Below are 18,433 nucleotides of genomic sequence, written 5' to 3'. Positions count from 1 at the left end.
CTCGTACACTCTGTCGGCGGCCGGATTCCGGTAGCCAGAATCACAATGCGGCTCCGTACGGCTGCCGCGTCACGTGTTGAACATCTTTGGTGCCGCTACGAGCGGCTGGACCGCGTGGAGGCGAACTGCGACTTCGTCCGCCGCAATAGTCCGTCGACGATATAACGGCGTGAGAACGGCATATCGGGCGTACGGAACTATTGAAAATGCTGGCCGTTAGGGTGTTCACCAATGCGAAGGGGCCAACGTGGAAACTGACGACGCTTCACCGATAGTCACAGGAGTTGAAGGCCTCGATTATGTCCTTCGAGGTGGGTACGCCAAGTTCCGATCTCATCTCGTCGAAGGCAGACCCGGCTCGGGAAAGACCACACTCGGGCTGCAGTTTTTGCTCAATGGCGCGCAGAACAAGGAGAGATGCCTCTACATCACACTATCCGAAAGTAAGCGCGAGCTGCTTTCGGTCGCGAGCCGACATGGCTTGAGTCTCGATGGCATAGAGATCCTAGAGCTTGTCCCTCCAGAGCTTAGCCTCGATCCATCCCAGCTCCAGACATTGGTTCATTCTTCCGAACTCGAGCTTGGTGAGACCGTGCAATCAGCGCTGGCTGAAATCGAGCGCCTCAAGCCAGACCGTGTCGTGTTCGATTCGCTATCCGAAATCCGTCTCTTGTCACAAGGCTCGTTGCGCTATCGGCGGCAAGTACTGGCACTTAAGAGCTTCTTCCTGCTCAGCAACGCAACTGTCCTATTGCTCGATGACCTGACCGCAGAACATGACGATCTAAATTTGCACTCGATCAGTCACGGCGTCATTAGGTTGGAACAGCTGTCGCCGGTGTACGGCGGAGAGCGACGGCGGCTGCGCGTCATCAAGATGCGTGGGGTACAAATCCGCGGTGGCTACCACGATTTCGTCATTCGGCCGGGCGGCCTGACCGTGTTTCCCAGGCTTGTCGCTTCCGAGCATGAGATGGTCGAGTATGGTCCGCCTGCCTCAAGCGAAACTTCAATTGACAACTTGGCTGGCGGAGGCTTGGAACGCGGCACCAGCACCCTACTTATGGGTCCCTCCGGGGTGGGAAAATCAACCATTGCCAGCGCTTATTGCCATGCTGCGCTCCTCCGAGGCGAGAGCGTCCTGGTGCTCTTGTTCGACGAGACAAAACGAATCTTCATGGCGCGCGCTTCAGGCCTCGGCATGAATCTGGGGGCGTTTGCCGAAGAGGGCAGATTGTTGCTGGAACAGATCGACCCGGCGGAGCTTTCGCCTGGTGAGCTGTCGTCGCGCATTCAGTCCGCCGTCGAACGGTCAAATGCAAGGATCGTCGTCGTCGATAGCCTCACCGGCTACCTTAACACGATGTCTGGAGAGCAGCATCTCGTGCTTCAAATGCACGAGATCCTTACCTATCTCAATCACAAGGGAGTGGTTACAATTCTGGTTTTGGCCAATCATGGATTGATTGGCCAAGTGGCAGCTCCTGTGGAAATGACGTATCTCTGCGATTCCGTCATGCTTTTGCGCTTCTTCGAGAGTGGCGGTCGCTTGAGGCGCGCTATTTCGGTTGTAAAAAGGCGCGTAGGCCCGCACGAAGACACCATTCGTGAGTTCAAAATCACCGCCGCTGGATTGGCTGTAAGTGAGCCACTGGAGGATTTCCGAGGCATCCTTACGGGCGTGCCTTCATTCGAGGGCAAGAAGGCCGACCTTCTCGAAGGTGAGCCGTCCTGATGACACTGGACCTGGAAGTTCTTGTGCTTGCGCCGATAGGGCGTGATGCCAAGGTTGCAAGTTCGATCCTAGCTGCCAGTCGGATCAGTTCATGCATCTGCTCGAGTCTCGACGAAGCAATGCCGCTTCTGGACCGCGCACATTGTCTTGTTGTTGCCGAGGAGGCACTGATCAACGCCGATCGCAGTCGGTTTGCAGCTTGGCTCGAGAATCAGCCGGCGTGGTCAGATTTTCCAATCGTGCTTCTGACAATGCGTGGCACCGAGTTCGACAAGCGTCTTGCGTTTCTCGATCGTCATCTGATCGTGCTTGAACGGCCGTTTCTGGCCTCGAGTTTCGCCAACTCTGTGCGATCTGCTCTGCGCGCCCGCGCCCGCCAGATCGAGGTCAAGTCCTATATCGAACAGAAGCAGGAAGTGACCCAGCGGCAGAACCTGCTGATCCGGGAACTGCATCATCGCGTTAAGAACACGCTGGCCAATGTTAGGGCCGTGATGGGCGCAACAGCCATATCAACCGATAGCGTTGAGGAGTTCGTGCGTAATTTCTCGGCCAGGATCGTCTCACTGGCTGAAACGCATTCGATTTTGACGGACGACTACTGGCAGACCGCCTCTTTGAGCAAACTTCTTGAGGGGGAACTCCGACATTACGAGACAGACGACAGCCCACGTATACGGCTTGAAGGACCGAACGTCGCGCTCATCGCCGACATTGCCGTACCGGTCGGCATGGCCCTCCATGAGCTTGCCTCCAATTCGGCGAAATTCGGGGCGTTGTCTCGGCCTGAAGGTCAGCTTGCCGTCTGTTGGTCAGTCGGCAGTTCTGGTGCTGGGCAGACGCTCAGCCTCGCCTGGCAGGAGCGCAACGGACCCCCGGTTCAAACGCCGAAGCGGCGGGGTTTTGGCACCGCGCTTCTAGAAAAGGTGGTCCCCGTGCAGTGTGATGCCAAGGTTGAACTCGACTATCAACATGACGGCCTGCGCTTCACCTTGGTCCTACCGCTGCGCGAGACAAGGCTCGTACCTTCCTACTCGTGAACCTCACCGCGGCTTCAAATTTGGCGATGGTCGGTTGAGCCCATGACTGGTACTGTGCTTTTCAGGGAAAAGAACGGGCCCCGAGATGACATCGGATTCAGAGAAGGCCGTTGAGCAGTTGCTCGATACACCCGATCTTGCCACCGCGCTGGAAAGCGATCAGTTCAAAAAATTCCTCGACCAGGTGCCAATCGCGATTGCTGTTTCGGACTTGAGCGCGAAAGAGCGCGTGGTCTATGCCAATCCGGAATTCGAAAAACTGTCCGGTCTAAAGGCGGCCGCGCTTACCCGGCAGAATTGGGCAGCACTCCCTGGTATTGGCCTCCATCAGCACAAGGACCGGCCACTTGGCGAAGCCGTGGTTGAGGAGACCGATTTCGTCGGCACCTTCCGGCTGGAGCGCGAAGCGGACAGGGCCGTAATAGCTGACGTTTATTCAAACATCATCGTGGACGACAATGGCATGCGGTGCTTCCGGTTGGTGGCTCTGGTCGACGTGTCAGCCCATGGTGAAAATGACGACGGGCGCCCGGTGGAGGAGCTCGTTCGCGAGAAGGACACGCTGCTGCGCGAACTCCAGCATCGGGTGAAAAACAACCTCCAGATGATCACGGCGTTGATCCGTCTCGAAACCCGCAACGCCACGGAGCCCGATCAGAAGCGGTTTGAGAGGCTCGCCGGGCGTGTCGACGCTCTGGCGATCCTCTACCAGACGCTATCGGCCGACGAACAGAAGGATGAAGTCGACCTTGGCGTCTATCTCAGCCAGATCGCGTCCGCGGTGATGACTTCGCATGCCGTAGAGGGTATTCGCCTCGACATGAAAGTGGACACATATCCGGTGTCGATCAACGTTGCTATGCCGGCGGGACTGGTCGTGAACGAACTGCTGACCAACTCACTAAAACATGCTTTCCAGGGGCGCGAAGGCGGCACGATAACGCTGCACAGCATCGTCGATGGCGACGGCTGCCGGGTCATCGTTGCTGACGATGGTATCGGCCTGCCGGAGGGCGAGTCATGGCCCAAGACCGGCAAGCTTGGCGCGCTGATCGCCCGCTCGTTAGCCGAGAATGCCAAGGCGCAGTTCGACGTAAAGTCGAGTGCTGGCGAAGGGACTGCGGTCACTATCATCTTTAGGCGATCCGAGGCAGAAAGCTCCGCTCTGAAATCCATCTGAAGTGCTGCTGCTCGACAGTGTACGCTGCAGGGCTAGTTCGGCTCGACCTACGGGATCAAGGCGCTTAGCCGCAGCGCGCGTGAAGCTTCCTGCCTCTGCGACGGCAATGAAGGCTGCGACATCGCTGAAATCGCGTTTCTCATTTATCAATTCATTCTAACTTCATGCGGATTATATAGCGGCCAATTAACGCCTGTCTCCTCCGTTATTTCTACGATCTCAATGACGGAAAGGGCCAAAAAAAACCAGTGACATGAACACATGGACGCTTGAGACGTCGGCTTTCAGGAAAAGCAAGGTTCATCTCAACAGTTCGAGATTAGGCGCGAAGCGGTAATTGATGTGCCGGGCGCAGGGGTCGCCACGGTTCAATTCACAGCCGCTGATCTTGACGCCGTCCGGCCTTATGCGAAGCTGATAGGGTCATTCGATCTGGGGGCAGTGAATGTCGTCATCGCATTATACGCATGGATCAAGTGAAGCCGAGCAGCAACGGCTGACGGCTTTAAACAAGCGTCTTAATCAACGATGTCTCGACGCTGCACAGCTGGTTGTTGGCGAGCGGGTCGTCGATTTCGGTGCTGGGTTAGGGCAGTTTTCGAGAATGATGGCGCGGGCCACCGGTGTTCCGGTCTTGGCTTTGGAGCGAAGCCCGGAGCAGATAGCGGAGGCGCTACGACAGGCTGACGCCGATGGGGATTTGGGATTTCTGGAGATGGGGCAAGGTGACGTGCTTGCTCCACTTCTTACCGATAACGAGATTGGACAGTTCGACGTTGCTCATGCGCGGTTCGTTCTAGAGCACCTACCTGACCCGTTGCTGCTTGTTCGCAACATGGCCGGCGCAGTGCGACCGGGCGGACGGGTGATATTGTCAGATGACGACTATGATGGGCTGCGGCTCTGGCCCGAGCCACCGGGATTTGCCTCACTATGGCATGCCTATCAGCGAACCTACGACCGACACGGCAATGATCCAATCATCGGACGTCGCCTTGTCCAATTGTTGCATCAGGCCGACCTGCGTCCGCGACGTATCACATTTGTCTTTTTTGGCGGATGCGCCGGCGAGCCTGACTTTGAGGCAGTTGTCCGGAACATTGCGAGCATCATCGATGAAGCGATGGACGATATCGTCGCTATCGGATTGCCTCCCCAATCCGTCACTGCGACGCTCGACGCCCTGATTGATTGGAGCAAGGAGCCGGACTCGGCCGTCTGGTTTGGAATGTCTTGGGCTGAAGCCGTTCGACCGGTCTAGTCGATGGGCTCTTGTGGTTCGTTTTGCCGTAACCAAGAGATAGATTTCTGAACAGCGCGTCCGCTTTCGGTTGCCTCTGCCCTCGGGCGGAACGACCGAGATTAGGCGCGAAGCGGCCAGAAATGCAGAGTCGAGCAGCCGTTGTCACCACGCAAGCCGTTGGCCGTCGCGGAAGAAGCCGCCGGTCGGGCCATAGTTCGGCAAGGTCTCGGCTCAGACGATGCGCTCTGCCGCGAGCACGCGGGTCAGGGCGTTGAGCTTGCCTTGTTTGTGGCGGGCATGGCAGGCACTGGTCCTTCTGCTATAGCTGTGAGTGCAGCCCTTAGGGTGCCGCGCTGTCCCCGCGGCTGTAGCCGGGATCGCTTCGTAATATGGCCCTGCACTAGGCTGGTCCTTACCATCTGCTGATCTTTCGCTTATGGTCGCCGTTTCGATTTCCCCCAGAGCCGCGATGTTGCAAAACTTTGGACCATTCCAGCTCGATGAGGAGGCGCGCTCGCTGAGGCTGCGTGGAGCGGCACAGAAGATTCAGCCGCGCGTCTTTGACCTTTTGGCCTACTTGGTAAGGAATGCAGGTCGGGTGGTGCCGAAGGACGAGCTCATGGATGCTCTTTGGCCGGACCTGACGGTCACCGAAGCTTCCCTGCAGCGCGCTGTGAGCTTGGCCCGTCGCGCGCTTGCGGCCGGCGGGTTGGCGAATTCCATCCGCAGCTTCGTCAAGCATGGCTATCGCTTTGGGGTCGACGATCCCGGTCTCGGCCAGATTGCGCCGACTGAGGCTGGCGACGATCTGGAGATTTCTTCCGCACGAGACTTGGCGATCCAGCGGGACTGGGCGGGCGCGGCAGAGCAGTTCGATGCCATCTCCCGGACGCGGGAACTGGACCCAGGCGATCTTGATCTCTGGGCTCTGGCGGTCGAGTGTTGCGGCCGTCCCGTCGCGGCGATCCCAATACTTTCTCGTGCGGTCGCGGCTCATATGCGGATAGGTCAGTCGGTGCGGGCCGCACGAGCAGCCATCACATTGGCAAAAATCCATCTCGAACGCGGGGCGGTGGACGCAGCCATCGGCTGGCTGGAACGGGGCGGCCAGCTGCTGACCGGCTTGAGCGACAGCGGCGCGATGGGTTATCTTTTGTGGATGAAGTCGCGCCTTGCCACTTTCGGAGGCCGACCGAAGGAAGCTCTTGAGCTCGCATCGAAGGCATTCGAGCTGGCCGAGCAGACCGACGATCAGGGACTTCGGGCACTGACGCTGGTTTACAAAGGCTTCTACAACCTCTCTCTCGGCAGGGTGAACGAGGGCAGTGAGCAGCAGAACCACGCCGCCGCCATCGCACTCTCCAGTCAGGTCGACCCGATCACCGGCAGCTTGGTCTACTGCAATATCCTTTGGAGCTGTCGCACTTTCGCCGATTGGCCCCGTGCAAGGCAATGGAGTGAAGGCTTCGAGAGCTGGTGTGAAGCCAGTTTCGCCGAGAGCCCTGGCGCCTGCGGTTTGCATCGGGCGGAAATAGTTGGAGCGCAGCGAACGCTCGGCGAGGCCCTGGCTAACATTGAGGCTGCGATTCCGAAGCTGGCGGACGAAGAGGCCTGGTCTCTGGGCGAGGGCTACCGCGTCCGAGGGGACATTCACGCAATGATTGGCGACCTCTCCCAGGCGAAGTCGGACTATGCAATGGCGTATTCGATTGGATGGGACGCTGAACCGGGCAATGCCGTTCTGCTCTTTGAGACAGGCGACGTGGAGGCTGCGCTCGCTGCGCTTAACCGTGCTTTACAGGGGCTCTCATGGTTTCACCTGCAGCGTCGCGGACTGCTCTTGGTCAACGCCGCTCGCCTAGCCGCCCTGGGCGGTCGGCCGGAATTGGCTGCCGGTTTCCTCGCGGAAATCGACGCCTCCCCGGAGCGCTGGCCTCAGCCCGCGGTGCGGGCGATGATCGCCGAAACCCGCGCCGCTCTCCTCCCCGCCGATGACCCCCAGGCGATGCAGCTTCGTCTCCTCGCCCGTCAGCTTTGGACAAGTGCCGGCGTAGAGTATCACGCGGCACGTCTCCGGATCGACTTGGCCCGTCGCTTCTTCGACATGGGTGACGTTAGCGGCGGCACCTCGGAACTGGCAGCTGCCGAGCGCACCGCCGCGCGTATCGGATCGCCTCGGCTCATGAGCATGGCTGCAAGTCTGGCTCCATCATCGATCCCGGCTCACGGCAAGCAGCGTGGCGAGAGCGAACACCTCATGATCGCTTCAAGCGCCACTTAACAGCTTTCGCTATCCCTTGATCGGCAAAAGATAAGCGCAGGATAGGTCGACGGTAAGGACGGTCTGCGGCAGCCGGCGCTATCTCTGGCCCAGTCATGCAACCCGCATGGCCATTGCAATCGGGGCGTCGAACCTGGGCGCCCGAAATCAGGAGAAATTGAAAATGCAACTTTACGTTATTCGTCGGCCGAGCGCCTGGGCGTCGCTCGCCGAACTGGAAACCGCCGGCGCCAAGTCAGCACGGATCGGAAACGAAGAAATGCCTGACAGGGTCAGGTGGATCCGCAGCTACGTCGTGCATGAGCCCGACGGTCGCATCGGCACCTTCTGCATCTACCAGGCGCAGGACGGTGCGGCGATCCGCGAACATGCCCGTCGCGTGGGCATGCCCGGCGAGGAATTCTATCCGGTCGCCACTACCGTGATCGTGCGGGCTGACCCGGCTGTAGAAGCCGCGGCAGCGTGACCCATTAGCCCGCGGGGCCATAGCTCCGCGGGTGCTCCTCAACCCCTCAGATGGAGAAACATAATGAGTTTCCTACAGACGACCTTGCTGGTCGCCACCCTCGCGGCCGGTTGCGTTTGCCAGCCCGTTAAGGCTCACGAACTGGGTTCACGTGGCGACCCCACGGCTATTGCCCAATCGCGTGCCGCCGCAGAAGCCTACTATGACCTCGCCGACGCGACTGCAGCCGGCTACGAGCCGCTCTTCGACTGCACCGACGCGGGCGCCGAGGGGGCCATGGGCCAGCATTACATCAATAAGGGCTACGCCATGGACGGAAAGCTGGTTCTGGATCAGCCGGATGTGATTATGTACGAGCCGCAGGCCGACGGATCGATGCATCTGGTAGCGCTCGAGTACATCGTGTTCAAGGCACAGTGGCAGGGTGCGAAGGCACCGAGTTTCTTAGGTCAGGAGATGAAGCTCAAATCCAAGGTCGGTGTTCACCCGGTGGACCCATACTATGAGCTCCACGTCTGGCACTGGCGCTCCAATCCCAGCGGCATGATGGCGGACAACAACCGCAGTGTTAGCTGCGCTCACAGCGGCTGATGCGCTGGTATCGGCCCGCAAGTGCGGGCCGATGCATACCTTGCCTGAACAAGCTATCGGCAGAGGCAGACGCCCTTTCACCGCTCTTGGTTAGATTTTCTCGACGGGCGAGGCAAACCCTTGAGTGGACCGCCGTATATGTCACGCCGTAACAGAACAATCAGCACTCCCATCATCCGCTCCTCTCTGAAGAGCATTCACCTCGTCGACTAGGCTAGTCGCAGCTGCTGCTCAGGTTGGCAGCGGCTTACCAGACAGCTCCGCCGCCATGTATTCGGCGTCATCCTGAGCGGCAACATCGAGTCTTGGGGAAGACTGTCGGTCAACGACCTCGGCGTTTGGGGCAGCCGCCTCCACCCGGGTGGTGGAGTTAAAGCCGGACAGAGGCGGGAAGCTCAGGCTGGGCGCCGAGCATCTCCAGGGATTTTGGGCGGGACCCGGGACGACGCAAGTTGACCCCAAGGCGGGCATTCCCGAGTGCGGAATAAGCTCCTCGAAGCGGGCGTTGGGCGAGACCGAAAATCTCCGACTTCGTCGGACGTTCTTCGACCGCTGCCTGTTTTGCCCGGTTGGAAGTCAACCGAGAAACATCGTTCCGGCAAGATTTCAGACGGGGCTGATCGGCACCGCCGCCGCAACCTCACATCCTTTTCTCGCGGCCGGGCCGCTTCAGTGTGCTCGCGTATGTGTTAATCTTCGCTGTATGGGCAAGCACCTCGGCCTTGCTTGGCCCGCGAACTATGACTGCCCAGTCGGTTGAAGACGGGCGGGTATCCATCCCAAATGAACGAGACATGATCTGATCTCCTGTGGCTTCCGTTGTGGCGCCTTCTTGGCGCACTTACGGAGATCGCAGCTTCGCAGGGAAGCAAGCGTTTGAACGCCCGTTCTTTTTGTCGGACCCGACCGGCAAGGCGTCCACAGCCGTTTCTGGCGCAAAAACCTCTCGATTTCCCACTGTCGTTCCCACTGCACGTCAAACGCTGCCGGCCGAGGTATAGCCGTCCGGGGCGATCCCGGTCGCTGCTGTGGAATTCCGCCGATCAAGGCTGGCCGCTCTACCTGCAGCGGTACGCCGACCTGTTCGGGCGTCGGGCCTGACGGCCACATCCGTAAGATCAATACCGGATTCGGCCAGCTATCGGCTGGAGGCTTATTGCGACACGGCGTAGTGAAGGGGGCCGCGGACGATGCTTGGCTCTAGCTGATTACGCCCGCGGGATTCTCCTTCATCATTGCCGTATAGGCGCCCGTCATCTGTTCGGTCTCTTCGAGGTAGGGCGTGACGCCCGGACGAGACCGGGACCAGCTCGTACAGCCTGGCGACGGAGGGAAACTGCCTGCACACGGTCTCACGGTCGAGATAGGCGATCCAGAAACTCAGATAGAAGTCGGCGAGAGAGAAGCGGCTGCCCAGGATGTAAGGTCCGCCTTTTGACAGCCTCGTGTTCATGACTGCCAGGCGGCTGAGAACAAGATCTTTCGCTGAATCCTGAACTGCTGTGTTGTCTTCTTTTCTCAGTGAGAAGCGATGCGGAAAGTGGAAGCGTTTCATCTCCGCCTGTATGTCGCTGGCGATGTGGAAGATCGTCGAGAGAAACAGCCCCCTGAGCGGATCGGTCACGGCGGGAGCCAGCTCCGTGATATTGTGCCGATCAGCCAGGTACACCATCAAAGCGGCGACCTCATACAGCGCGTCGGCTTCGGGGGTGATCAGTACCGGCACCGGTCCGGCGGGGTTTGTGGCTAGGAACTCGGCGGCCCGGTGCTCGCCTTTCAATATGTCTATTCTTCTGAATTCGTAGTCGAGCTCGCCTTCGTCCAGCACCCATTGCACCAGCGCCGCGCGGGTAAAGTCGCCTCCGTAGAGAATGTACATGGGGTGGTCCCCGGATCGGGACGCTACGCACGTATGCGCACGTCACGAGCTCATTCATGCGCTCGCCGACCACTTGGGTCAACGCCTAGGCTGCCGGGCCGGCGGGGCGCTTGGGTTGAAGGGGGGCGGGACGGAAGTCTCGGCAAGGCGCTCATTGCACACGAACTGCGAGAACATGCTGCAGAAGCCTAACCCGCTTGCCTACTAGACCTTTTTGTCTTTTCGGTACCTCTTCGGTTTCGCTGCCAATTCAGCAGGAAGAGCGGTTTCGGCCTTTAGTCGTTGCTGCCGCAGCCGAGCCCTCTTTGCTTCTCCTGCCACACGCTCGAAGTCTGTGAATGCCCTTGCAGCATCCGACGCGCGCTCCTGCCTGTCGTGTCTTCTTTATCGGTGAAGCCTTGCCTTTCCCGCATTGTTCCTCCCACTTTGACGCACGGCGCTTTGTTGCCGCACCGAACATTGTGGCCAGATCGGGTTCCACCCGGACAGCAAAAAAGCCCGCCGCACCTTTCGGCACGGCGGGCGTCAGTCGGAAGAGTTCGTGTCAGTCGTAGACCTTCACAATCTTGCGGGTAGATGGGTCGACCAGGACGGTTCGGCCATCGACGACTACGTAGCGGTACTGAACGTCCGGCACCTCGTAAAGCTCGACTGTATCGGGCAGTGCTGTGCCGATGTTGAGCTCCACGCCGAGAAGGCTGACGGATGCCATCGGTTTCTTTTTCACGTATTCCCGGATCACAGTATCCTGCTCGGGTTGAATGACCACGACGTCCTGAGCGGGGGCGGCGCTGACACCAACGAGCAGAAGGAGTCCTGCCGTGGCCGAGGAAAGTTGCTTTCTCATATTGCCTCCAAGTAAACTCCGCTCCGGCGCTTCATTGCTCCCGCGACGGGTTTGCTTAGCTTGAACGGTGCGGAGCAATTGTTGTTCCACTTACAGTGCGCGAATCCCCTTACACAAACGCGCGCTCGCTCAAGCCCGCGAGGTGCTGAACCATTATCCCCGCGACCATGAGCCGTTGAAACTCGATGGATAGGTGGACCGTCTTTCGCACGGACTAGATCATCCATGATCGTTACCGGTGCCAATCAGGCAATCCAAGCGTAGCTCGCCGATGTGCCATCGAGGCGCCCAACCCACCGCATCGACCGCGGCCGCCTATCCGGCCTGCGTCCAACGTGCGAAACGCTGATCATTCGGCCCGCCCTTCCGGCCAGCACTGAAACCCCGTGTTAACGTCGTTCGCGGGTGAGAGGATGCGGCCGCAGCTTGAAAGTGTAGGGTCAGCTCGCTGCCAGGCACGGAGGCGAAAATGAAATTCCTTGGGATTGCGATCTTGTGCGCGGGCATGATCAGCGTAGCAATGCCGGCCATTCGCGCTGAGGATCAGCTTGTTCCGCCTGACCATGTAGAAGCGCCAGAGCCGGCAGTTCATTGCGAGGGCCAAAACTGCCTTCCACCAGCCGATAACCCTGTCGAGGAATGCAAGGGGCAAGATTGCACGCCGGCTCCGCCGGTCGAACCAGGTCCGCAGATTGAACAGGTCGACTGAACAGCATCAGCCGAACACCCCACCCACGAAGGGTGATCGCAGATCCGTGGAGAAGGTTGGATTTCAGGTCCTCTCCCTCCGCCAATGCACCCTGCCCGACATTCTCTGCTTACATTTGCCGGTGCACGGATCCCGCAGAACTGCGGGTTTTTCGAAGAAAAGCTGGCAGCCGCACCGCCGGCTATTCCACGTTGAATGAGCGCTCTCTCGGCCGATATTCTCCGAACCTGGCAACCTCGCTCTTTTGGCTCACAGATTTCGATACCAATAGTCTCAACAGGTTACCGGTTTCGTGATCGTGCGAAGTTGAGCGGATCGCTCGCTAGGCGAATGCAATTGAGTTCCAACCTGTATGTCGTAAGCGTCGCATGACGCGAACTGACCGCCAGTAGCGGCCGTCAGAGCGAGTGGCATTAAAAGACCGAAAGGGGCCGATAGCAGACCGGCAGCTTCGGGCTGCGAATATTCAAGAGCGGCCATTCAGGTTGGTGTGGGCATGGTCGTGACCTGACCCAATCGCGACCATCAGCGCGTCCAGCTCAAAGGTCTGGAGTGGCCCGCACAGCTGACCTATCAAAGCGCCCCAGCGATCGTGCCGCCCAAAGCGGCTGGTCCGCGACCTCAGCGGCTAGGTAAAGCCAATGGGACCCTCGCTAATCGCAGCTCGGCTGTTTGGGTCCCGCGAATTGCCGCTCGAAAAACCACACCTGCTGTCCAAGAAGAGCTGCCCGCACGGAAGGCGACACCTGAAGGCCAAGGGGGCGCCGTCCGCCATCGCGCGCCATCAGTCCTTCTCATCGAGAAGCTGGCTTCGTATGTGCATCAGCTCTTTTTTTCGCGCTTCGCTGACCGCCGGCATCTGTAGATCGAGCCTCTCAAAAGCCCCCGCGATCACCAGCGAGACAGCAAGCCGGGCGAACCATTTGTTGTCGGCAGGAATGACGAACCAGGGAGCCCACTCCGTGCTAGTATTTTCCAGCATATCCTCGAATGCCTTTTGGTAGTCGTCCCAGTATTTTCGTTCTGCATAATCCGCCGGTGAAAACTTCCAGTTCTTTTCGGGCTCGTCTATCCGCGCCAAGAAGCGCTTCTTTTGCTCCTCCTTGGAGACATTAAGAAAAAACTTCAAAACGATTGTGCCGTTTTGCCGCAAATATTTTTCAAAATTGTTTATTTCCTTGAACCGGCGTTGCCATATTTCTCCTTTGCGAGCGCTCGGCGGAAGCTTTTGCTTTTCAAGCAGTTCCGGGTGAACCCTGACGACCAGAACATCCTCGTAGTAGGATCGGTTAAAAATGCCGATCATGCCGCGCCCCGGCAGCGCTTTTGATGCGCGCCAAAGGTAGCCATAATCTAGATCTTCCGCCGATGGCGCCTTGAAGCTGGTAACCTGGCAGCCCTGCGGATTGATCCCGGACATGACATGGCGGATCGCGCCATCCTTGCCCGCCGCATCCATGGCTTGAAAGATGATCAACAAAGCGTAGTTATCCTGGGCATAGAGGACTTCCTGCATCGCCGACAGTCGCTCGACGTTTGCCGCCACTTTCTCGAGCGCCCCGGCCTTGTCGTCATAGCCGCCGGTGAAATCCGGGTCGAAATCCTTCTTTAGCGAAACCGCCTTTCCGGGCTCCACTGCAATATCCCGGAAACGGAAGCGTACCCGGCCGCTGTCCCCCACGGGGATCTCACGCTTCTTGTCAAAATCCACATCCAGTTTCATCTTATCCTCCGCCATGACATGCTCCTATTTGGGCGACCGCAGTCGACGTTCTGTTGTGCCGCGCCGCAAACCATGAAGACGATCAACCAGGCCGCGGAGCGAGCGGCGAACTAAGCCAAACTTGCGGTATATTGACAAGGACTGGACGGATGTCGAATGCAATGGAGCCTCGGCCAAGACGCTGTGGTCGGGTCGAAACCCGAGCGAGTGAACATGCCGCTCGTCGAGGCACGATCTCAGCTTTCGAGAGCCGCTCAAACAGCTCCGGGAAAGGGATCGAAGATGACCATATATGTGGCCGAGATATCGGGACGAGCTATCTTCGCTTTTGACGCGACAGGCGATGATGAGGCAAGGGCGCGGCTGGCGGACAGGGCATTCCAGCGGGACCTGCATGTATTCCAGAATGAAGGTCGTTCGCTCTGGGATGGCGTCTCCGAAATCCATTTGCGCAGGGCGCGCCCCAATGAGGCCGAAACCTGGAAGGCTAGCCGCGTGATGGCTGGGGACGCGGACAGTCCTAGTGATGGCATTGACTGGCGCGTCTTCCTGGTCCCGGTCGTCGATCCTTCCAAGTTCGATGATGACGAAAATGATCACGACGACGATCCCGATGGGTATGACAATGGCGATTGAAAACACTGCCGACAATGTATTCGACAAACCAAAGGCATCGTGTTCGAGGATCATCCTAAATGCAGCGCCACGTCGGTGTTTGGGACCGAAAAGGCGAAACAGGCTGCGATGCACCCCGACTGGATCAAGGAAAAACGTGGCGGGAGCGGATGAATTGAGCATGACCGCTGTTCTCATCACGCCGTGCGTTAAGGCTGGGATTGGTGCGAAGCCCGCACTGAAGAGAAGGTGCTTTACTGGTCTGTCGATGATTTTCAGAAATGGGCCAAGAAGGCCGTCCGGACAGTCAGGGATCTGAACGCGAAGCGGCCGCCGCACAGCGATCTCTTCTGGAAGGACGAAGCAAGGGAATCGCCTCCACAAGGACGGGTTGACTCAGACCACGATTATCGAACGCCTGGAAGCGTTCGGGGCGCCGGACCTTTCAACAATATCGGCCGAGATAGGACACTCCACTGTAGGGAGCGGCTGTGCAAAGCGCACAATCTACAGACGGCGGCAAGCGACACAGCGACGCATTCCCGACGGGATTGTCAGACTTGCCGCCTGGTTTCACTCTGCGGCCGGGCCGGTTCGTGGATCCAGCCGCAGCGATTCAGGCGTCCCAGCCTGCTCGACCGGCAGTGTCCTGAACGCCTCCTTGGCAGCCTGCGATACCGGAGCGCGGCTCCTGATGCTGACCAGCGCGTATACGGCGAGCAGAGTGTGCGCGAGAGCGGTAGCGAGGAACAAGCTCTCGGGCCGCATCCCGGCCATCAGCACGGCCCCCAGCACCGGCCCGACCATCGTGCCGAAGCCATAGAACAGCAGCAGACCGCTCGACACCTTGACGAACTCCTCTGGACGGGCGCGGTCGTTGGCATGTGCCACTGCGACCGAATAGAGGGTGTAGGCCAGGGCACCGTAGGCCGCGGTGGTAACTATGACCAATGCGGCCGACCGCGGCTGGAGGACGAAGACGAGGAGCGCGAAGACGGCCGCTCCGACCGCCGCACCGGCCAGCACATGGCGGCGGTCGGTGATATCGGACAGCCGGCCCACCGGAAACTGGAGAGCGGCACCGGCGAGAACAACTGCGCTTGCCATCACTGCAATACCCGTGTTGCTGATACCGATGCGGGCACCATAGACGGCTCCGAGCGTTCCCCAGGCTCCGTTGGCAACGCCGGTCAGGAAACAGCCGATCAGGGCGAGCGGTGAAGTGGCATAGATACCTTTCAGATCGAGGGCGACATCCTCTAGCGGTTTTGGCGTCGCTGCCGATGACACTGCCGTCGGGATTAGGGCGAGGCAGAAGAAGATCCCGGCGACCATGAACAGCGACGCGTTCCTCACGTCTCCCAAGACGACGATCATCTGGCCGGCCACGAGCGAGGCATATGAGACAATCATGTAAAGGCCGAAGACGGTGCCCCGGCTCTCATTGGTCGCCTTCTCGTTTAACCAGCTCTCGACGATCATGTAAGCGCCGGCCATCACGAAGCCAGTGAAGGCGCGCAGAACAATCCATACGTACTGGTCAACCATCAGGCCGGTGAGCAGCGCGACGATTGCGCCAGAAGCCGCAAAGGTGCCGAATGCGCGGACGTGCCCGATCTGGCGGACAAGCCGAGGTGCCAAGATGCAGCCGGCGACGAAACCGCCCGCCCAGGCGGTTCCGAGTAACCCAAGGGACGCAGTCGAGAACCCCTCCGCCTGCCCGCGCAGCGGCAAGAGCAAGCCATGCAACCCTGTTGCTGCAAGCAGGAAACCCGTGCCGCGAAGAAGCGACAGGATGGGGCGGTAGCCGAGAGGTAAGAGGTAACCTAGCATCTTCCGATAGGGCACAACAGCTTTGGTGCCCCCACTAAACTGGCCGCGCCCGCCTAATGTCAACGCATGATGCCTACATCGGTCCGCTTTCCCCCTTGAGCGGTCACTGCCGCCTCGCGATAAGAAGGTCCACTTGGGGTCAATTTACGTCGTAGAACGCTTGTGATGGCTTCTCATCCCGATCGCTCGGGAGTGCGTCTGATGGAGGAAACCGGCTGGTGCGCCCTGCTACGCTCGTCGGTGACCGGAAGATTTCATAAACAACCACTTAGAAGTAGCTTCTCATTCTCCTGTGAGCACACCCCAGGGATTAGCAACATGCGCGCGCGGTCGCCTACTATCAAGTCTCCACTCAGAGGCAAGGACGTTCAGGCTTGGGCATCGAGGCCCAACGTGCCGCGGTCGCCCGCTTTGCCGAGGCGGAGGGAATGATCATCCTCCAGGAGTTCACCGAGATCGTAACCGGAAAGGGCGTGGATGCTTTTGATCGACGTCCGCAACTGACAGCTGCCCTCGCCCTTGCCCGGCAGTTCAAATGCCCGGTGATCGTGGCCAAGCTCGACCGCCTGTCGCGAGATGTCGCCTTCATAGCCGGCCTGATGGTCCAGCGGGTCCCGTTTATCGTCGCCGAACTTGGCGCCGATGCCGATCCGTTCATGTTGCACCTTTACGCCGCGTCGGCAGAGAAAGAACGGCGGTTAATCTCGGAACGGACCAAAATGGCCCTCGCCTCGCGCAAGACCACTGGCATAAAACTCGGTAATCCGACTAACACAGCGGAAGCTGCGGCGAAGGGTCGGAAGATGTCGATCGAAGAAGCCGACCGGTTTGCCCAGACCGTACTGCCAATCATCGCTTCCATTCAGCGGTCGGGCATCACCAGCCTCCGTGGACTGGCAATCGCTCTAAACAACCGCGGCGTTCCCACAGCGCGCAATTGCCAATGGCAGGTGTCGAACTTGCGCAACGGTCTCGCGCGGCAATCCCCTACTCTTTATAAGCGGGAAATAGCCACCGGCGCGGCCGGAACAAACGGGATCGACGCCGGTTAACTACTAATATCCTCGACAAGAGAAACTCGGCTGATTGGCATTGCGGTACGTCAATAACACTATGCGGTGCCGGTAATGACTGATCGACGCGCCCACAGTTCTGCCAACGACCGGCGTCATTCGGGCTGAGCGGGCAGGTTCGCAATGTGGCCGGGCTCTTGCGATTGCTCATCCGTTAAGCACGCTGAGTGAATTGAAAGCGCCGCCACCTCGTGGCTTCTTCATATTTGTGCTTAGCTGACTCCTGCATCGCGGTGCTAGCATGTTCGAAATAGTGCAATCACTCTCCGACTCGAATTTGTTCTGTGGATGCCGTCGAGCACAGTTTTGCGGGCGGCAAGGTCTCTGCGCTGGCCGGCAGCCGCAGTTCGGGCGCGACCGTCAGGCCACTCAGATTGCGCGTATCCGCTTCAACGAGGGCGCGCCGCCGCCGGGTAACCACCATTTTACACGGGGGCAACGAACTGCGCTTTGGCATCGCGATTGTCTATGCCGTTGTCACCCTCGCGGTCAAGGCATGGATAATGTCCGCCGGCATTACGTCGGCCCTCTTGATCGCTTTCCTAATCGGTCAGGCGGTAGGCGGAACACCACTTGCCTGGATTTCGCCATACGTCGATCCTGTCGTTCTGGCGTTGGTTTGCGTAGTGATTATCCCGTTGCCCATCGGCACGGTGCGCCGAGCTCTGTCCGAGATCTTGCTCATAACACCTGTCGATGTCAAAGCTCACGTTGACCGAATTGCCACCGAGACAGTACAGCGGGAAGGATTTCTGTCCCATAGAGCTTACGCCGCAAAAGTTGGACGGGCCACGCAAATAGAACTCTACTTTATCGTGCCGGCGAACCTGCCTCCAAAGAGCATCGAGGAGTGGGATCGCATCCGCGACCAGATAGATACAGCAATTGGCGATGAAGGACACAATCGCTGGTTAACAATAGCCTTTACTGCGGACGTCGGCTGGGCCGAATAGCGATACCGTCATGAGGTATCCGTTCTCAATCCGCTAGCGCAATTTACGCAGACCCGCATCGCGCGACCGAGGTCGATCTTGCGGGAGACGCGTTTCAAGAAGAGTGTCTGATGACGAGGAAGTCACGCTGGCGAGGAGAAGATCACAATGCTATCCTCATGGTGTCGCTATCCTCATGGTGTCGCCTTGCGTTCCAGATGGATAATGACGCAGCCGGCATCGTAAAATCCGTCCCATGGCACAGTGATGACGCACATCGCGGGCC

At 59.0% G+C, this 18,433-nt stretch carries 12 protein-coding genes and 2 pseudogenes; 10 read left to right on the top strand and 4 right to left on the bottom strand.

Going from position 1 to position 18,433, the window contains the following annotated elements; genetic code table 11:
* Nucleotides 1-247 precede the first annotated feature (247 nt).
* The 7 genes from AC0L2Z_RS29600 to AC0L2Z_RS29570 all read left to right on the top strand — a co-directional run bounded on the left by AC0L2Z_RS29600 (nucleotide 248) and on the right by AC0L2Z_RS29570 (nucleotide 8,536).
* A complete protein-coding gene (locus AC0L2Z_RS29600; protein WP_473630020.1) occupies nucleotides 248-1,735 on the top strand; it encodes an ATPase domain-containing protein in 1,488 nt (495 codons plus the stop codon).
* Nucleotides 1,735-2,775 (top strand): sensor histidine kinase, encoded by a 1,041-nt coding sequence (locus AC0L2Z_RS29595; RefSeq protein WP_473630019.1) that lies wholly within the window; start codon nucleotides 1,735-1,737, stop codon nucleotides 2,773-2,775. The genes AC0L2Z_RS29600 and AC0L2Z_RS29595 overlap by 1 nt, the downstream gene beginning before the upstream one ends.
* A gap of 85 nt (nucleotides 2,776-2,860) precedes the next feature.
* The gene (locus tag AC0L2Z_RS29590; RefSeq protein ID WP_287245893.1) at nucleotides 2,861-3,955 is read left to right on the top strand and encodes a sensor histidine kinase; all 1,095 of its coding nucleotides are present in this window, start codon (nucleotides 2,861-2,863) and stop codon (nucleotides 3,953-3,955) included.
* A gap of 445 nt (nucleotides 3,956-4,400) precedes the next feature.
* Nucleotides 4,401-5,216 carry a class I SAM-dependent methyltransferase gene (locus AC0L2Z_RS29585; protein WP_473630018.1) on the top strand — a complete coding sequence of 272 codons (816 nt, stop codon included), beginning with the start codon at nucleotides 4,401-4,403 and terminating at the stop codon, nucleotides 5,214-5,216.
* A gap of 418 nt (nucleotides 5,217-5,634) precedes the next feature.
* Nucleotides 5,635-7,479, top strand: coding sequence for a winged helix-turn-helix domain-containing protein (locus AC0L2Z_RS29580; RefSeq protein WP_473630017.1), 1,845 nt, complete (start codon nucleotides 5,635-5,637; stop codon nucleotides 7,477-7,479).
* A 163-nt stretch (nucleotides 7,480-7,642) separates the two neighbouring features.
* The gene (locus tag AC0L2Z_RS29575) at nucleotides 7,643-7,945 is read left to right on the top strand and encodes a nickel-binding protein (protein ID WP_287175809.1); all 303 of its coding nucleotides are present in this window, start codon (nucleotides 7,643-7,645) and stop codon (nucleotides 7,943-7,945) included.
* Between the two features lie 63 nt (nucleotides 7,946-8,008).
* Nucleotides 8,009-8,536 (top strand): hypothetical protein, encoded by a 528-nt coding sequence (locus AC0L2Z_RS29570; RefSeq protein ID WP_473630016.1) that lies wholly within the window; start codon nucleotides 8,009-8,011, stop codon nucleotides 8,534-8,536.
* A gap of 1,153 nt (nucleotides 8,537-9,689) precedes the next feature.
* On the opposite strand, the gene AC0L2Z_RS29565 is transcribed toward AC0L2Z_RS29570, so the two are convergent.
* From AC0L2Z_RS29565 to AC0L2Z_RS29555, 3 genes are all read right to left on the bottom strand, one after another.
* Nucleotides 9,690-10,415, bottom strand: a complete 726-nt coding sequence (locus AC0L2Z_RS29565; RefSeq protein ID WP_473630015.1) for a glutathione S-transferase family protein — start codon at nucleotides 10,413-10,415, stop codon at nucleotides 9,690-9,692.
* 544 nt (nucleotides 10,416-10,959) lie between these two features.
* Entirely contained in the window at nucleotides 10,960-11,262 is a 303-nt protein-coding gene (locus tag AC0L2Z_RS29560; protein ID WP_473630014.1) for a DUF1236 domain-containing protein, read from the bottom strand.
* A gap of 1,493 nt (nucleotides 11,263-12,755) precedes the next feature.
* Nucleotides 12,756-13,709: a polyphosphate kinase 2 family protein gene (locus AC0L2Z_RS29555; RefSeq protein WP_473630013.1), complete on the bottom strand. Its 954-nt coding sequence runs from the start codon at nucleotides 13,707-13,709 to the stop codon at nucleotides 12,756-12,758.
* A gap of 267 nt (nucleotides 13,710-13,976) precedes the next feature.
* Here AC0L2Z_RS29555 and AC0L2Z_RS29550 point away from each other — a divergent pair, with 267 nt between their 5' ends.
* Complete coding sequence (locus AC0L2Z_RS29550) at nucleotides 13,977-14,330, top strand: hypothetical protein (protein WP_473630031.1); 354 nt, start codon at nucleotides 13,977-13,979, stop codon at nucleotides 14,328-14,330.
* A 552-nt stretch (nucleotides 14,331-14,882) separates the two neighbouring features.
* Here AC0L2Z_RS29550 and AC0L2Z_RS29545 read toward each other — a convergent pair.
* The gene (locus AC0L2Z_RS29545) at nucleotides 14,883-16,142 is read right to left on the bottom strand and encodes an MFS transporter (protein ID WP_473630012.1); all 1,260 of its coding nucleotides are present in this window, start codon (nucleotides 16,140-16,142) and stop codon (nucleotides 14,883-14,885) included.
* Nucleotides 16,143-16,480: 338 nt separating this feature from the next.
* Here AC0L2Z_RS29545 and AC0L2Z_RS29540 point away from each other — a divergent pair.
* Nucleotides 16,481-17,194 (top strand): annotated as a pseudogene (locus tag AC0L2Z_RS29540) (recombinase family protein); the annotation flags it as partial.
* Nucleotides 17,195-17,628: 434 nt separating this feature from the next.
* Nucleotides 17,629-18,168, top strand: a pseudogene (locus AC0L2Z_RS29535) (cation transporter); the annotation flags it as partial.
* Nucleotides 18,169-18,433: the final 265 nt, after the last annotated feature.

The organism is Mesorhizobium sp. WSM4850 (assembly GCF_055811735.1).
This window is presented reverse-complemented; position numbering and strand designations above follow the sequence as displayed.

Coding starts and splice junctions, on each gene's coding strand:
- AC0L2Z_RS29550 (WP_473630031.1), top strand. CDS start 13,977: ATGACCATATATGTGGCCGAGATATCGGGACGAGCTATCTTCGCTTTT.
- AC0L2Z_RS29585 (WP_473630018.1), top strand. CDS start 4,401: ATGTCGTCATCGCATTATACGCATGGATCAAGTGAAGCCGAGCAGCAA.
- AC0L2Z_RS29565 (WP_473630015.1), bottom strand. CDS start 10,415: ATGTACATTCTCTACGGAGGCGACTTTACCCGCGCGGCGCTGGTGCAA.
- AC0L2Z_RS29575 (WP_287175809.1), top strand. CDS start 7,643: ATGCAACTTTACGTTATTCGTCGGCCGAGCGCCTGGGCGTCGCTCGCC.
- AC0L2Z_RS29580 (WP_473630017.1), top strand. CDS start 5,635: ATGGTCGCCGTTTCGATTTCCCCCAGAGCCGCGATGTTGCAAAACTTT.
- AC0L2Z_RS29570 (WP_473630016.1), top strand. CDS start 8,009: ATGAGTTTCCTACAGACGACCTTGCTGGTCGCCACCCTCGCGGCCGGT.
- AC0L2Z_RS29545 (WP_473630012.1), bottom strand. CDS start 16,142: ATGCTAGGTTACCTCTTACCTCTCGGCTACCGCCCCATCCTGTCGCTT.
- AC0L2Z_RS29590 (WP_287245893.1), top strand. CDS start 2,861: ATGACATCGGATTCAGAGAAGGCCGTTGAGCAGTTGCTCGATACACCC.
- AC0L2Z_RS29595 (WP_473630019.1), top strand. CDS start 1,735: ATGACACTGGACCTGGAAGTTCTTGTGCTTGCGCCGATAGGGCGTGAT.
- AC0L2Z_RS29560 (WP_473630014.1), bottom strand. CDS start 11,262: ATGAGAAAGCAACTTTCCTCGGCCACGGCAGGACTCCTTCTGCTCGTT.
- AC0L2Z_RS29555 (WP_473630013.1), bottom strand. CDS start 13,709: ATGGCGGAGGATAAGATGAAACTGGATGTGGATTTTGACAAGAAGCGT.